Source organism: Ruegeria sp. N11 (assembly GCF_056531525.1).
Map to the genome: position 1 here is coordinate 26,277 of NZ_JBQFLX010000024.1, position 15,517 is coordinate 41,793.

General features: G+C 59.6%; 14 protein-coding genes. 3 read left to right on the forward strand and 11 right to left on the reverse strand.

What is annotated here, in order from left to right:
* Positions 1 to 55 precede the first annotated feature (55 nt).
* The 4 genes from ccoP to ccoN are packed head-to-tail and all read right to left on the reverse strand — an operon-like array spanning position 56 to position 3,464.
* Positions 56 to 919 carry a cytochrome-c oxidase, cbb3-type subunit III gene (gene ccoP, locus ACR0J8_RS20640; protein WP_321251211.1) on the reverse strand — a complete coding sequence of 288 codons (864 nt, stop codon included), beginning with the start codon at positions 917 to 919 and terminating at the stop codon, positions 56 to 58.
* Entirely contained in the window at positions 916 to 1,101 is a 186-nt protein-coding gene (locus tag ACR0J8_RS20645) for a cbb3-type cytochrome c oxidase subunit 3 (RefSeq protein WP_170613588.1), read from the reverse strand. Before ACR0J8_RS20645 ends, ccoP begins: the two co-directional genes overlap by 4 nt.
* Before the next feature lie 12 nt (positions 1,102 to 1,113).
* Positions 1,114 to 1,842, reverse strand: coding sequence for a cytochrome-c oxidase, cbb3-type subunit II (ccoO, locus tag ACR0J8_RS20650; RefSeq protein WP_170613590.1), 729 nt, complete (start codon positions 1,840 to 1,842; stop codon positions 1,114 to 1,116).
* 14 nt (positions 1,843 to 1,856) lie between these two features.
* Positions 1,857 to 3,464, reverse strand: coding sequence for a cytochrome-c oxidase, cbb3-type subunit I (gene ccoN, locus ACR0J8_RS20655; protein ID WP_170619174.1), 1,608 nt, complete (start codon positions 3,462 to 3,464; stop codon positions 1,857 to 1,859).
* A 197-nt stretch (positions 3,465 to 3,661) separates the two neighbouring features.
* Between ccoN and ACR0J8_RS20660 the strand changes: the two genes are divergently transcribed.
* Positions 3,662 to 4,501: a universal stress protein gene (locus ACR0J8_RS20660; RefSeq protein ID WP_170613594.1), complete on the forward strand. Its 840-nt coding sequence runs from the start codon at positions 3,662 to 3,664 to the stop codon at positions 4,499 to 4,501.
* 57 nt (positions 4,502 to 4,558) lie between these two features.
* On the opposite strand, the gene ACR0J8_RS20665 is transcribed toward ACR0J8_RS20660, so the two are convergent.
* Together ACR0J8_RS20665 and fnrL are read right to left on the reverse strand one after the other, a co-directional pair.
* Positions 4,559 to 4,813, reverse strand: a complete 255-nt coding sequence (locus ACR0J8_RS20665; RefSeq protein ID WP_170613596.1) for a GlsB/YeaQ/YmgE family stress response membrane protein — start codon at positions 4,811 to 4,813, stop codon at positions 4,559 to 4,561.
* A 26-nt stretch (positions 4,814 to 4,839) separates the two neighbouring features.
* Positions 4,840 to 5,583, reverse strand: a complete 744-nt coding sequence (gene fnrL / locus ACR0J8_RS20670; protein WP_170613598.1) for a transcriptional regulator FnrL — start codon at positions 5,581 to 5,583, stop codon at positions 4,840 to 4,842.
* Positions 5,584 to 5,644: 61 nt separating this feature from the next.
* On the opposite strand from fnrL, the gene hemN reads away from it, so the two are divergent.
* On the forward strand, positions 5,645 to 7,000 hold the full coding sequence (gene hemN / locus ACR0J8_RS20675) for an oxygen-independent coproporphyrinogen III oxidase (protein ID WP_480526867.1): 1,356 nt from the start codon (positions 5,645 to 5,647) through the stop codon (positions 6,998 to 7,000).
* Between the two features lie 181 nt (positions 7,001 to 7,181).
* The gene (locus ACR0J8_RS20680) at positions 7,182 to 9,110 is read left to right on the forward strand and encodes an elongation factor G (RefSeq protein WP_480526866.1); all 1,929 of its coding nucleotides are present in this window, start codon (positions 7,182 to 7,184) and stop codon (positions 9,108 to 9,110) included.
* A gap of 20 nt (positions 9,111 to 9,130) precedes the next feature.
* On the opposite strand, the gene ACR0J8_RS20685 is transcribed toward ACR0J8_RS20680, so the two are convergent.
* From ACR0J8_RS20685 to ACR0J8_RS20705, 5 genes are all read right to left on the reverse strand, one after another.
* On the reverse strand, positions 9,131 to 10,708 hold the full coding sequence (locus tag ACR0J8_RS20685; RefSeq protein ID WP_321251197.1) for an ABC transporter ATP-binding protein: 1,578 nt from the start codon (positions 10,706 to 10,708) through the stop codon (positions 9,131 to 9,133).
* The gene (locus tag ACR0J8_RS20690) at positions 10,705 to 11,811 is read right to left on the reverse strand and encodes an ABC transporter permease (protein WP_170613606.1); all 1,107 of its coding nucleotides are present in this window, start codon (positions 11,809 to 11,811) and stop codon (positions 10,705 to 10,707) included. The genes ACR0J8_RS20685 and ACR0J8_RS20690 overlap by 4 nt, the downstream gene beginning before the upstream one ends.
* Positions 11,812 to 12,906 (reverse strand): microcin C ABC transporter permease YejB, encoded by a 1,095-nt coding sequence (locus ACR0J8_RS20695; protein ID WP_480526865.1) that lies wholly within the window; start codon positions 12,904 to 12,906, stop codon positions 11,812 to 11,814. It abuts the gene before it with no gap.
* A gap of 1 nt (position 12,907) precedes the next feature.
* Positions 12,908 to 14,818: an extracellular solute-binding protein gene (locus ACR0J8_RS20700; RefSeq protein ID WP_480526863.1), complete on the reverse strand. Its 1,911-nt coding sequence runs from the start codon at positions 14,816 to 14,818 to the stop codon at positions 12,908 to 12,910.
* Between the two features lie 174 nt (positions 14,819 to 14,992).
* Positions 14,993 to 15,502, reverse strand: coding sequence for a c-type cytochrome (locus tag ACR0J8_RS20705; RefSeq protein ID WP_170613798.1), 510 nt, complete (start codon positions 15,500 to 15,502; stop codon positions 14,993 to 14,995).
* Between the last annotated feature and the right edge of the window lie 15 nt (positions 15,503 to 15,517).

The following is a 15,517-nucleotide window of genomic DNA, read 5'->3' on the forward strand; positions in this document are numbered from 1 at the left end:
ACAGCCGGTGCCTAAGCCTTCGGGCGGCGAACCGCCCGAAGGTGTTCACTTATCTTTATTGACCGCCACCCAGCTGGTGGACGTAAGCCGACACGGCGCGGATCTGTGCCTCGGTCAGGCGGTTTTCCCACGCGGGCATGACTCCGAAGCGGCTGTAGGTAACCGTCTCTGTCAGCGCCTCTTCCGAGCCGCCGAACAGCCAGATCGCGTCGGTCAGGTTCGGTGCACCTTGCGTGACGTCGCCGGTCCCGTCCTCGCCATGGCAGGACGCGCAGTTGTCCTCGAACACGACCTTGCCAGCCTGTGCCGCTGCATCGTCGGTCTGGGCGTTGGTCAGGGACATGACATACTGAACCACCTGCGTGATCTCTTCCGCTTCGAGGATTTCACCAAAGGCAGGCATCTCGGAATAGCGGGCATCGTCGCTTTCTTCGTTTCGAATGCCATAGGCCACAGTGTACTCGATATCCTCAAGCGAACCGCCCCACAACCAGGCGTCATCCAGCAGGTTCGGGAAGCCCGGCGCGCCCTGCGCACCCGAGCCGTGGCACTGCGCGCACCACGTGCGGAACACGGCGCCACCCGAGTTGACGGCGTATTGCTGCAATTCGGCATCCTTGGCGATGTCTTCCAGCGGCGTTTCCACCAGCTTGGCGTTCCAGGGCGCATTGGCTTCTTCGAACGCAACCATCTCCTGCTGAACCAGCGCCCGAGAAGACCAGCCCATGACACCGGCGGTTGCTGACTGTACCAGAGGCCATGCCGGATACATGATCGTGTAGATCACACCCCAGACGATGGTCGCGTAGAAGGTCCACAGCCACCAGCGCGGCATCGGGTTGTCGAATTCCTCGATCCCGTCCCAGCTGTGGCCGGTGGTGTTCGGATCACCCGGCTGTTTTTCAGGTGTCTTGCTCATTGCCGCGCCTCCTTGGATGTGGCGGGTTTGTCTTGATGCCGGAAGGGGATGTTGGCGGTGTCATTGTATTCCTTGCTGGCACCGGGGCGGAAAACCCAGATGATGATGCCCACAAAGAAGACAAACAGCACAAGCAGCATCCAGCTGTCCGCGAACTGCCTGAGAAGGGTGTACTCTTCCATCACGATCCTCCCTTAGCGGCTTGCGTCCGGGGTGAAGGTCGAGAAATCGACCAGCGTTCCCAGCATCTGCAGATAAGCAACCAGCGCATCGGCTTCGGTCAGTTCGGGCTGACCGTCGAAGTTGCGCACGTTGACCTTGTCACCATAGCGTTCCAGCAACCCGTCATAGTCGCTGTCCGGATCGGCCTGAGCGCGGAAGTCCGCCACCGCGTTTTCCAACATCTCGTCGGTGTAGGGCGTGCCGACCATCGCATTCGCTTTCATGATGTCGCCAATGTATTTGCCATCGATCTTGCGATGCTCAAGGAAGCCGTATTTCGGCATCACCGATTCCGGCACCACCGACTGCGGATCACGCAGGTGGTCCACCTGCCACTGGTCCGAATAGCGGCCGCCGACGCGGGCCAGATCGGGCCCGGTACGCTTCGACCCCCACTGGAAGGGATGGTCATACATCGATTCAGCCGCCAGCGAGTAGTGGCCATAGCGTTCGACCTCGTCCCGCATCGGACGGATCATCTGGCTGTGGCAGGTATAGCAGCCTTCGCGGATGTAGATCTCACGCCCCGCCATCTCGAGGGGGGTGTAAGGACGCATGCCCTCCACCTTCTCGATGGTGTTCTCAAGGTAGAACAGGGGCGCGATCTGCACGATGCCGCCGATGGTCACGACCAGAAAGCTGAAGATCAGCAGGAGGGTCGCGTTGGTCTCGAGGATCTTGTGTTTGTCGAGAATTGCCATTGCTCCGGCCCTCCTTATTCAGCCGGGACCGCAACGGTCAGGCTGGCCTCTTTGGCCGGCGCTTTCCGCACAGTCATCCACAGGTTGTAGCACATGATCACAGCGCCAGCGACGAACAGAACGCCACCCAGAGCACGCACCACATACATCGGGAACTTGGCGGCCACGGTGTCGGCGAACGAGTTCACCAGGAAGCCGTTGGCATCCACTTCACGCCACATCAGGCCTTCCATGATACCGGTCACCCACATCGACGCGGCGTAGAGCACGATGCCTATAGTCGCGAGCCAGAAGTGCCAGCTGACCATCTGCAGCGAATAAAGGCGTTCCCGCTTCCACAGGACAGGCACCAGGAAGTACAGCGCACCAAAGGTGATCATGCCGTTCCAACCCAGCGCGCCCGAATGCACGTGACCAATGGTCCAGTCGGTGTAGTGAGACAGGCTATTGACCGCGCGGATCGACATCATCGGGCCTTCAAAGGTGGACATGCCGTAGAAACCGACCGAGATCACCATCATGCGGATCACCGGGTCTGTACGCAACTTGTCCCATGCACCCGACAGGGTCATCAGACCGTTGATCATGCCACCCCAGGACGGCATCCACAGGATCACCGAGAACACCATACCCAGCGTCGACGCCCAGTCAGGCAGCGCGGTATAGTGCAGGTGGTGCGGACCGGCCCAGATATACAGGAAGATCAGCGCCCAGAAGTGGATGATCGACAGCTTGTACGAGAACACGGGGCGCTCGGCCTGTTTCGGGATGAAGTAGTACATCATGCCCAGGAAGCCCGCAGTCAGGAAGAAGCCCACGGCGTTGTGGCCATACCACCACTGGATCATGGCGTCCTGAACGCCCGACCAGACTATGACCGATTTCGAACCCCAGATGCTGACAGGGATGGTCATGTTGTTGACCAGGTGCAGCATGGCGACGGTGACGATGAACGCCAGATAGAACCAGTTGGCCACGTAGATATGGGGCTCTTTCCGCTTGATGATCGTGCCCAGATAAACGGCCAGATAGGCGACCCAGACAATTGTCAGCCACAGGTCAACATACCACTCGGGTTCGGCGTATTCCTTGGATTGCGTACCGCCAAGGACATAGCCGGTTGCCGCCAGCACGATGAACAGCTGATAGCCCCAGAAGACGAACCACGCCAGATTGCCACCCCACAGGCGCGCGGCGCTGGTGCGCTGCACAACATAGAACGAGGTTGCGATCAAGGCGTTGCCGCCAAAGGCAAAAATCACCGCCGAGGTGTGCAGCGGACGCAAACGGCCAAAGTTCAGATATCCTTGCGCCCATTCGAAATTCAGTGCCGGAAAGGCCAGCTGAAACGCAATGAAAGTTCCTGCAATAAACCCGACCACGCCCCAGAAGGCAGTTGCGATCACGCCATAGCGGATCACGTCATCCATGTACTCGGCCGAGCGGTCTACGAGAATATCTGGCTCATCTGTGTTTCTAAGCGTCCAGATGAACAATCCAACGGCGATCAGCATCACCAGAATCGCGTGCACCTGATACGCCAAATCCCGTGCATAGTTGGACCCGATCGCGGCAAAAATCACGATCAGACCAAGCACGATCAGCTTGATGTAATTTGACATATTGCGTCCCTTTGCATGCCCCGTGCGATTCTTGACGCCGCACGAAACCCATTTGACTGGCCGCTGTTCTGTCTGACAAGGGCCATAGCTGCTTTGATCTGTGTCAAGACAATAACCTGTTTTCCGTGGCAGTGATAAACAATTGAGTGGGTTAACTGGTCGCAGCTTGCCCCCCGCGCACATCGAGTGAGGTCAAAATGGCTTACAAATCCCTTCTAACAGTCATGACAGAGACAAAGCAGGCGAACGCGGCACTGGCCCAGCTTGTAGCTCTGGCAAACGCGCAGGACGCACATGTCGAAGCGCTGTGTCTCGGCGTTGATCGCAGCCAAACCGGCTACTATTACGCTGGCGCAAACGCCTTGATCCTTCAGGAGACGCTCAGCCGCGCCAATGCCGATTCTGACGCTGTTCTGGAGTATGCAAAGAACTACCTGGGCAAAACCGGGATCCGCTGGTCCGCGGAAAACGGCGTGGCCCAGATTGCCGATATCGGCCGCCACGTGGCCCATCGCGCACGGTTTTCCGATCTGGTTGTGCTGCCGCAGCCTTATGGCGAGGATCGCGCGGCCGAGGCCGAGCCCATCATTGAAGCCGCCATGTTCGAAGGCCACGCCCCGGTTCTGGTTGTGCCCGATGATGTGACGCCGTTCGAGAAACCAAAAACCGTTCTGATCGGATGGAATGAAAGCGTCGAGGCCATGCGGGCCATCCGCCGCGCCCTGCCCTTCCTGAAACAGGCGGACCTGGTGCGCATCGTCGTCATCGATCCGCCGCGCCACGGGCCAGACCGCTCGGACCCGGGCGGATTGTTGTCACAAATGCTGGCCCGGCACGGGGTGAAATGTGAAATTGACGTGCTGAGCAAAACCATGACCCGCGTTTCGGACATCCTCAACCGCCATGCCGGCGATACCGAGGCTGACCTGATCGTCATGGGCGCTTATGGCCATTCGCGGTTCCGCGAGGCCATTTTGGGCGGTGCCACCCGGAACATGCTGGAACAATCCGTTGTGCCGGTCTTTTTGGCCCATTGATCCGAAAAGACGTGCGGCTTGCAGATACTGCCCCTTTCATCGGGGCAGTATTCTAGACTAGTTGCGCCGGATCAGGCCGATCACGAACAGCAGGATCACCGCACCGATGGTTGCGAAAAAGATCGACGAGAATAGCCCACCGCCAACCGAAAAGCCCAAGGCCGGGAAAATCGCGCCCGCAAGAAACGCGCCGACGATCCCGATGATGATATTGCCGAACAGGCCAAAACCCCGGCCTTCCATGATCTTGCCTGAAAGCCATCCGGCGATTGCGCCGATGAACAACATTGCAAGCAGGCTGGTGAACTCCATCCGAATCTCCTTTTGCGTATCGGGTGTCAGACCAGAAAACCGCCGTCCGCATCATCGCCGGCCTCATCCATGAGGCGCGCCATGTCCGGAATGGTCACGTGGCGTTTTCCGTCCAGTGTAATGACGCCGTCCTTTTTCAGCGCCGACATCTGGCGGCTGACCGTTTCCAGTGTAAGCCCCAGATAATCCGCCATCGCCTCACGCGTGAGCGGCAGATCAAACACCATTGGACCGGAGTTGCTTTTCTGGGCCACCGAAGCATCGCGCCGCGCGATGATCGACAACAGGCTGGCAATTTTCTCGCGCGCGGTTTTGCGCCCAAGGACAAGCATCCACTCGCGGGCCGCGTCCAGCTCATCCAGCGTCATCTGCAGCAGCCGGTGCGCGATATGCGGGGTGGTGCTCATCAATTCTTCGAACGGTTTCTTGCGGAAACAGCACATCACCAGATCAGTTGTGGCCTGAACGTCATAGGGCGCAGTTTCGCGTCCCGGACGGCCCACAAAGTCGCTGGGCAGCAACAGGCCCACCATCTGGGTCCGGCCATCCTCCATTGTCTGCGTCAGCGAGGCGATGCCCGAAACCACGGAGCCGACAAAATTCATCTGATCGCCCGACCAGATGATTGTTTGCCCGGCCTCGAAACTGCGGTAGAACTTGATCTCTTCCAGTTCCACAAGCTCATCGGGTTCGCAATGGGCACACACGGCACGGTGCCGGATCGGGCAGTCCGCACAATTCGAGTGGTCAAATTGGGAATTCAAGTTCATTCGCGTTTCCACTTGATCTCAGTCAAGGTCTTGTTGAAGGCCGTCCCTTAACGGTATCGCCATGATAGTGAAACCACAATTAGCACAGCTTGGACTATTTGACGCTAAAGTTCCGCGTTACACAAGCTACCCGACAGCGCCCCACTTCAGCAACGATGTGGGATCAGGCATGTTTGGCGACTGGATTTCGGGCATTCAGCCCGGAAGCGCCGTGTCCCTTTACATCCATGTCCCCTTTTGCCGCAGACTGTGCTGGTTCTGCGCTTGCCGGACCCAGGGGACACAGACCGACAACCCCGTCATCGCTTATGTTGACGTTCTGAAGGCCGAGCTTGATCTGCTGGCCGCGCGCCTGCCCGAGGGCGTCACCCTGTCGCGGCTGCACTGGGGCGGCGGCACGCCAACCCTGCTGAACGCCGATTTGATGCGCGATCTGGCAGCGCGGATTCTGGACATCGTGCCGCTGGGCCCGGACGCCGAGTTCTCGGTCGAGATCGACCCGAACGAAATCGACGAAGCACGGCTGGACGCCCTGGCCGAGGCCGGCATGAATCGCGCCTCGATCGGGGTGCAGGATTTCGACGACGAAATCCAGAAAACCATCGGCCGCATCCAAAGCTATGACACCACGCGCAAAGCAATCGACATGATCCGCGCGCGCGGCATCACCAGCCTGAACGCCGATATCCTGTATGGGCTGCCGCATCAGACCAAGACCCGGATGACCGAAAGCGTACAAAAGCTGCTGTCGCTCAGCCCGGACCGCGTTGCGCTCTATGGCTATGCCCATGTGCCTTGGATGGCCAAACGCCAGCAACTTATCCCCTCGGACGCGCTGCCGACGCCGGAACAGCGGCTTGACCTGTTCGACACCGCGCGCCGCCTGTTCATGTGGGACGATTACGCCGAGATTGGTATCGACCATTTCGCGACGCAGGATGACGGGCTGACCCGTGCACTGCAGACCGGAAAGCTCAAACGGAACTTTCAAGGCTATACCGACGATCAGGCCGAGGTTCTGATCGGCGTTGGTGCCAGCTCGATCTCAAAGTTTCCGCAAGGGTACGCCCAGAACGCGCCAGCAACGTCAGCGCATACCAAGGCCATCCGGAACGGGCAGTTCTCGACCTCGCGCGGGCACCTGTTCAAGGGGCAGGACATCCTGCGCGCCCGCCTGATCGAGGCGCTGATGTGTGATTTCCGGATCGATTCGGCTGAAATCCTGCGTGACCACGACATCTCGGTCGGGGAATTGCAGGGCATGTTCAACACGGCCAACCATGCGTTCGACGGGTTGCTGCAGGTGACCGGGGACGGTCTTTTCATACCGCCCGAGGCCCGTGCCTTGACCCGGATGATCGCCCGCAGCTTTGACGCCTATGACCTCAGCAAGGCAGGCCACAGTTCGGCCATCTGATTGACTTCGGACAGAGGGGGGGTTGACGCAGACAGGGGGTATTCCGCAAACTTAAGAACGCGGGCGGCAAGCCGCCCCAACCCCGAGGCAGATCCGTTTTCAGGCAATTGACCCCTGCGCGTCAGCGCAAGGCAGCCGATATCGCGCAGTCGTTCTTAAACCTGAAAGAGGGACAGCACTCATGCGCGTTTTCACCGTCCTCGGCCCCAGTCAATCGGGCAAATCCACCCTGGTCGAGGCCATCAGCCGCCTTGATGGTCGGCCAACAACATTCGACGTATCCGGAACCGTGCATCTGCACGGTTTTTCTTATTTGGACGAGCCATGGTGCGCCATCGACGTGGATGGCGGCGGGGATTCCCTGGCCTATGTCGGTCCTGCAATGGCAATCTCGGACGCGGCGGTTGTGGTGGTTCCGCCCGACCCGGACGCCGCAGTGCTGTGCGCCCCCTATCTCAGACTGGTCGAAGAAGCCGGGATTCCCTGCTTCCTGTTCATCAACCGGATGGACAACCCCAACGGCCGCATCCGCGATATCATCGCGGCCCTGCAAACCTATTGCACCCATCATATCGCGCTACGGCAGGTGCCCATTCGCGACGGCGAGGCCATTATCGGCGCAGTTGATCTGATATCCGAGCGGGCGTGGAAATATCAGGAAGGCCAGCCCTCGGCCCTGATCGAACTGCCTCAATCGGTCGAGCACCGCGAACAGGAAGCGCGCACGGAATTGCTCGAAACCCTGTCCGACTTCGACGACAAGCTGCTGGAACAGCTGATTGAAGACAAGCAGCCTCCCAACGAAGAGGTTTTTGAACTGGCTGCACAGGTTCTGCAGAACCACCAGCTGATCCCCGCTTGCCTGGGCGCCGCCAGCCACGGCAACGGCCTGACCCGCCTGATGAAAGCCCTGCGCCACGAAGCGCCCGAGTTCGACATCGCCGCCGGGCGGGATGAGGCCGCAGACAATGCCCGCGCCATTGCCGGGTTCGCCGACGTGAAAAAACACATTGGCAAGATCATCGTGCTGCGCGGCCTTGGCGAAGGCGTCACCGCGCATGAAGCGTTGGGCGGCGAAACCGTCGGCAACCTGACCACGCTGGACGCCAAGACCCAGATCGGCGCGCTTGAGGCCGGTCAGATCGGTCTCGCCGTCAAGTCCGATCACCTCAATCCGGGCAACATTTACGACAGTTCCTCCGCCACGCCTCTGCCAGACTGGGCCACCTCGCGTCCCGCGGCGCATCGGCAGATCGTCTCACCGGCGCATGAACGGGATGACGTACGCCTGTCCAACGCGCTGAGCCGCCTGGTCGAAATCGATCCCGGCCTGACCCTCGAACAGGACGAACTGAGCGGTCACGCGATTCTGGGCTCGCAGGGCCCTCAGCATATGCGGCGCGTCACCGCCAAGCTGGCAGAAGACTTCGGGATCGAAATCGAGGCGGATCAGGTCGAAACTGCCTATCGCGAAACCATTCGGACACCGGTTGAACATCGTCACAGACACCGCAAGCAGTCCGGCGGTGCCGGTCAGTTCGCTGATGTCGTAATCACTGTCGCGCCCATGCCGCGCGGATCGGGCTTTCAGTTCGAAGAGGTTGTCAAAGGCGGCGCGGTCCCAAAGAACTACATTCCGTCGGTTGAACACGGCGCGAAAGACGCGCTGGTTGAAGGCCCCGAAGGCTTTCCCGTTGTCGATGTCAAAGTCACGCTGAGCGATGGCAAGCACCACAACGTGGACAGTTCGGACTATGCCTTCCGCACAGCCGGTAAGAATGCCGTGCGCGAGGCACTGCCGCAGGGCAAACCCGTTGTCCTGCAACCGATCCTGAATGCCGAGATCCACCTGCCGTCGGATTTTGTGGGCGACCTGGTGCCGACGATCAGCTCGCTACAGGGGCAGGTTCTGGGTTTCGAAGGCAACCCCAACGCCTCGGGCTGGGAGATCTTCAACGCCCAGCTTCCCGCCGTGGCCGAAGATGAGCTACACCGCACCCTTGCCAGTGCCACGCGCGGTACTGGCTGGGTCAAGTTGAGCTTCGATCACTATCAAGAACTGCGCGGACCGGTGCCGAAATCGGCATCGCGTGAAACGGCCAACGCCTGACGCAACGTGGCGGGCTGCTTTCAGCCCGCCGCCGCGATCAGTTCTCGGGTGTAATCGGTCTGGGCATTCTCGAACAGGTCCTCGGCCCGGCCCATCTCGACCACGTCGCCATTTCGCATGACGATGACGTTGTGGGACATGGCGCGCACCACCTTCAGGTCGTGACTGATGAACAGATAGGCCAGCCCGTATTTCTTTTGCAGATCGCGCAGCAGATCGACGATCTGCACCTGCACCGTCATGTCCAGCGCGCTGGTCGGCTCATCCAGCACCAGCAGTTTGGGCCGCAGCACCATGGCCCGCGCGATGGCGATGCGCTGGCGCTGACCGCCGGAAAACTCATGCGGATACCGGTCCATCGCCGCCGGGTCCAGACCGACTTCGGCCATCACCTCGGCCACCAGTTCGCGCGGTGCGCGATGCGGATCAACGTTGTGGATCGCCAAGCCCTCGGCAATGATCTGCTGGCAGGTCATGCGGGGGCTGAGGCTGCCGAACGGGTCCTGAAACACGATCTGCATATCCTTGCGCAGGCGGCGCAATTCACGCGTGGACCAGCGGCGCACGTCCTGATCGCGGAATGTAATCCCGCCTTCAGAGGCAATCAGCCGCATGATCGCCAGCGCCAGCGTCGTCTTGCCCGACCCGCTTTCGCCCACGATCCCCAGCGTCTCACCCGCGCGCACCGACAGCGTCGCGTCGTTGACGGCCTTTACATGGCCCACTGTCCGCTTGAAGAAACCGCGCTGAATCGGAAACCACACTTTCAGGTGGTTCGTCCGCGCCACTTCCTCGGCATCGGCGGCCACCGGATCGGGTTCGCCCGACGGTTCCGCCGCCAGCAGCTTGCGCGTGTAGGGATGCTGCGGGTTGTCGAAGATTTCGGCGGTTTCGCCGGTTTCAACAATCTCACCGTCCTTCATCACGCACACCCGGTCGGCAATCCGCCGCACGATACCCAGATCGTGGGTGATGAACAGCATCCCCATGTTTTCCGATTTCTGCAGGTCAGCCAGCAACTCCAGGATCTGCGCCTGAATTGTGACATCCAGCGCGGTTGTCGGCTCATCCGCGATCAGGATGTCCGGCTTGTTGGCCAGCGCCATCGCGATCATCACCCGCTGGCGCTGTCCGCCGGACAACTGGTGCGGATAACTGTCCAGCCGATCCCTCGGGTCGCGGATGCCAACCTTGATCAGCAGTTCCACAATCCGCTCGCGCGCTTCGTCACCGGTCACGCCCTGATGCAGGGCCAGCGACTCGGCCATCTGCTTCTGGATCGTGTGCAGCGGATTGAGCGAGGTCATCGGCTCCTGAAAGATGAAACTGATATCGTTGCCGCGCACATCCATCAGCCGGTCCTCGGACGCGCCGATCATTTCCTGACCTTCATACGTGACCGAGCCTTCGACAATCGCGCTGTCACCCAAAAGCGAAACCGTGCTCAGCGCCGTGACAGACTTGCCCGAGCCCGATTCCCCAACCAGCGCGACCGTTTCGCCCCGGTCGACAGTGAAGGACACACCCCTGACCGCCGCGGAAACCTGCCCGTCCTGCCGGAACGAGACCCTGAGGTTATTCACATCCAACAAGCTCATGAAAACGTCTTTCTGGGGTCAAACGCATCCCGCACGCCTTCAAAGATGAAGACCAGCAGCGACAGCATGATGGCAAAGGTGAAAAACGCGGTGAAGGCCAGCCACGGCGCCTGCAGGTTCTGTTTTGCCTGCAAGGTCAGTTCGCCCAGTGACGGGGCAGAGGACGGCAGGCCGAAACCCAGAAAATCAAGGCTGGCCAGCCCCGCGATGGTGCCCGTCACGATAAATGGCATGAAGGTCAGCATGGCCACCATCGCGTTGGGCAACATGTGCCGGAACATGATCGTCATGTTGCCGACGCCAAGCGCCTTGGCAGCGCGGACATATTCAAGGTTGCGCGCACGCAGAAATTCCGCCCGAACCACGCCCACCAAACCGGTCCAGCTGAACAGGATCATCAGGATGACCAGCAACCAGAAACTTCGTCCCAGAACCGCAAACATGATGATGATGACATAGAGCGACGGTGTCGCGGACCAGATCTCGATGATCCGCTGAAAGATCAAATCCAGCCAGCCGCCGAAATAGCCCTGGATGGCCCCTGCAAACACCCCGATCAGGCTGGCCGCGCCGGTGACGACCAGCGTGAACAGGATCGACAGTCGGAACCCGTAGATTACGCGCGCCAGAACATCACGTTTGGTGTCGTCGGTGCCCAGCAGATTCTGCCCGTTCGGCGGCAGGGGTGCCGCACCCGGCCGGTCAACGCTGGTGTTGTAGGAGTACGGAATCGGCGGCCAGATCGCCCAGCCCCGCTCGAACCCGTCCGCCTGAAAAGTGCCAGCATCGATCTCTTCGATGATCCGCTCGGGATCGTCAAAACACTGATCAAGCCCGCCGCTGTCGATCAGGCATCGCACTTCGGGATCGCGATAGATGGCTTCGGTCTGAAAATCCCCGCCAAATTCGGTTTCGGCGTAGAAATTGAACACCGGCGTGAAGAACTCGCCCCGGTATTTCACCAGAATCGGTTTGTCGTTGGCGATGAACTCGGCGAACAGCGACAGGCCGAACAGTACCGAGAAGATGATCAGCGACCAGAACGCGCGACCGTTGCGCCGGAAGTTGCGCCAGCGGCGCTGGTTGAGAGGGGACAGCGCCATTTACCCCTCCCGCTTTTCGAAATCGATGCGCGGGTCGACCACCACGTACATCAAATCGCTGATGATGCCGACCACCAGCCCCATCAGACCAAAGATGAACAGCGTGCCGAATATCACCGGGTAATCACGCGCCACCGCGGCCTCGAACCCCAAGCGGCCCAGCCCGTCCAGCGAGAATATGGTCTCGATAATGATCGAGCCGCCAAAGAACACCCCGATGAACACCGCCGGAAAGCCCGCAATCACGATCAGCATCGCATTGCGGAACACATGACCGTACAGAACCTTGCGCTCGCTCAGGCCCTTGGCGCGGGCGGTCATCACATATTGCTTCTTGATTTCATCCAGGAACGAGTTCTTGGTCAGCAGCGTCAGCGTTGCAAACGCCGAAATCGTCAGCGCAATGATCGGCAGGGCAATGTGCCAGAAATAGTCCGCAATCTTGCCAATCAGGCTGAGGCTGTCCCAATTATCCGATGTCAGCCCCCGCAGCGGGAATATCTGCCAGTAGGATCCGCCCGCAAACAACACCAGCAGCAGGATGGCGAACAGGAAACCGGGAATGGCGTAGGCCACAATGATGGTTCCGCTGGTCCAGGTATCAAAGGTCGATCCGTCCTTGATGGCTTTGCGGATGCCCAGCGGGATCGACACCAGATAGGCGATCAGGGTCGACCAAAGACCCAGCGAGATCGAAACCGGCATCTTTTCCAGCACCAGATCGATGACGCTGATGGACCGGAAATAGCTCTCGCCGAAATCCAGCGTCAGGTAGTTGCCCATCATGCTCAGAAAGCGCTGGAGCGGAGGCTTGTCGAAGCCGAACTCTTTCTCCAGTTCAGCAATGAATTCGGGCGGCAGCCCCCGCGCGCCGACATATTTGTCGTCAAAGGCGCCCCCGGCAGGTTCCGAGGCCGCCCCAGCATCGCCACCGCCTGCAAATCCGGCAAACACATCGCCCTGCCCTTCGATCTGGGCGATGATCTGTTCAACCGGCCCGCCCGGCACGAACTGCACCAGCGTGAAGTTGACGATCATGATGCCCAGAAGGGTCGGAATGACCAGCAACAGGCGTCTTAGAATATACGCGCCCATGTTATCGCAGCGCGCCTTTCGCTTTCAGAGCCGCCTCTTTTTCCGGATTGATCCACCACAAATCCAGATAACCAAGGCTGAATGGAGGCAGGTTTTCCGGGTATTCATACATGTCGTAGTAAGCCGTCCAATAGTCCGCAACGTATCCATCCGGGATCACGAAGAACTCATAACGCAACACGCGGTCAAGCGCCATCAACGCGGCGTCCTGTTCTGCCTGATTCGTGGTATCGAACGAGGCTTCGATCACCGCATCCACCAATGGGCTGGCCAGACCGGCCGGATTGAAAAGGCTGAACGCAGCCTCTTTCGAGCCGTACATCTGGCTGAGCCCGCCACCCGTGGACAGGAATGCCCCGTACTGGGTGGAATGGATCATGTCATAGTCCCGCTCGCGCCGGCGCAGCGTGTATTGCGACGGATCCACCTTTTCCGCCGTTGCATCCACACCAGTGGCCTGCAGGTTCTGAACAAAAGTCTCGATCATCGTCGCGGTCGAGGTCGGAATGCTGGAAGAATAGGGAATGTTCACCTTCAGAGTCTGACCCTGTTCGTTCCGGCGCAGATTGCCATCTCCAACCGGCCAGCCAGCCTCATCCAGCAGCTTCGAAGCCGCCCGCATGTTTCGCCGATCGTTCAGGCGCGCCGAACTGGATTCGTGCATCACCAGGGCCGGTTCGCGCAGGACCTCATCCGGCACGATATCGCCAAGGCTTTCCAGAAAGGCCAGTTCAGCCCCCTCCGGCGGCCCCTTGGCCTCAATATGGGTGTCCTGAACAAAGGAATTGCGCGGTGCGTTCAAGCCGAACATCAGCGATTCATTGGCCCATTCAAAGTTGAAGGCCAGCGCCAGCGCCTGCCGCACCTTTTTGTCTTCGAATTGCGGTTTGCCCAGATTAAACACAAACCCGGAAGGCGTCGGCGGGCTGCCATCCGCAATCTCATCGCGGACAACCGTGCCTTGGGTCAGCTTCGGAAAATCATAGCTCGAGGCCCAAAGCTTGGGGTCACTTTCGATCCGCATGGTGTATTCACCGGCCTTGAACCCCTCGAAAGCGGCAGTCTGATCGGCGAAATACTCGATACGAATGGTGTCGTAGTTGTTGCGGCCAACGTTGATCGGCAGATCCTTGCCCCAGTAATCGTCCCGGCGTTTGTAGACGATGCGCCGGTTGATGTCGAAACTGTCCAGCTTGTAAGGCCCGGACCCCACGGCAACCTCAAGCCGGGGCTCGTCCAGACGGCGGGATTCGTCAGCCTCGAACCAGGCTTTCGAGAATACCGGCGTCGACCCGACCGTTTCGATCAGCCCGCGGCGCGTCACTTCCGGGCTGAAGGAAAATTTCACCGTATGATCGTCCAGCGCTTCGGCCCCTGTCACCATGCGACCGACGGCCTGCGCATAAGATGGCAACCCCTGCTCGATGAACAGGCGATGGCTGTAGACCACATCCTCGGCCGTCACCGGTGTTCCATCCCAAAACGTCGCCTCCGGTCGCATGTGGAAAATCACGTAATTGCGCCCTTCATCATACTCCATGCTGTGTGCAAGCAGACCGTAATACTGCCCCACACTGTCTGACGCGCTGTCGATCAGCGCATCATACTGGATCGATGTCAGCGCCCCGGCGCGGCCCTTGCGCGAATAAGGATTTAGCGAGTCGAAGGTGCCGGACCCTGCCAGCGACAGCTCGCCCCCCTTGGGGGCTTCGGGATTGACATAGTTCAGATGCGGATAATCGGGCGGGTAGTCGAGATTGCCAAAATAGGAATACCCGTGGCTGCGCGTCACGCCCTCCTCAACGGCCCCGGCCAGATTCGCGGCGCCCACGACCAGAGCGGCAGAAACCCCCAGAACAGCAGCCCAGGACCGGACGTGCAATTTGCGATTACTGGACAGAAGGGATTTCATGGTGCTCATCCTCTTGGTCGTTTCCGTCTTCATTGTTGTGACCGACAGCTAAAAGGCCAGAACTGTAAGTTGCAAGTTTAGAACGCGTGAACGGATTGTGAAGTTGTCCTTAGACAAAAAATAAAGCCGCTGCACGGGGCAGCGGCTTTGAAATCGGTTCATCCGATGGGCCGATCAGTTGCCGATGGTCTGCAGATAGGCAATCAGGTCGGCACGTTCCTGCGGCTTCTTCAGGCCGGCAAAGCTCATCGAGGTGCCTGAAATGTAGCTGCTGGGTCTTGTCAGGAAGGCATCCAGCGCCTCTGGCGTCCAGTTGCCGCCATGGGCCTGCATGGATGCGGAATAGCCGGTAAAGCCCTTGGCGGACGCAACCGGACGATCCACAATCGCGTACAGATATGGGCCAGTGCCGTTGGCGCCGTCTTCCAGCTTGTGGCAGGCGGTGCACTTGCGGAATACCTTCGCACCCTTTTCAGGATCGGCGGCTGCCAGCATGTCCTCGAATACCACTTCTTCGCCGTCGGCGCTTTCGCCCGAGCTTTCGGTTTCGATGACATAGGCGGCTTCGGCGCCATGGGCATCTACACTATAAAGAACATCTGCCCCCCATTTGGCCAGAAGAAGCACCAGGAAGGTGCCGAACAGGCCTGCGGCGGCCTTGGTAACTGTCATCGTGTCGAACATTGATCGCGAGTCCAT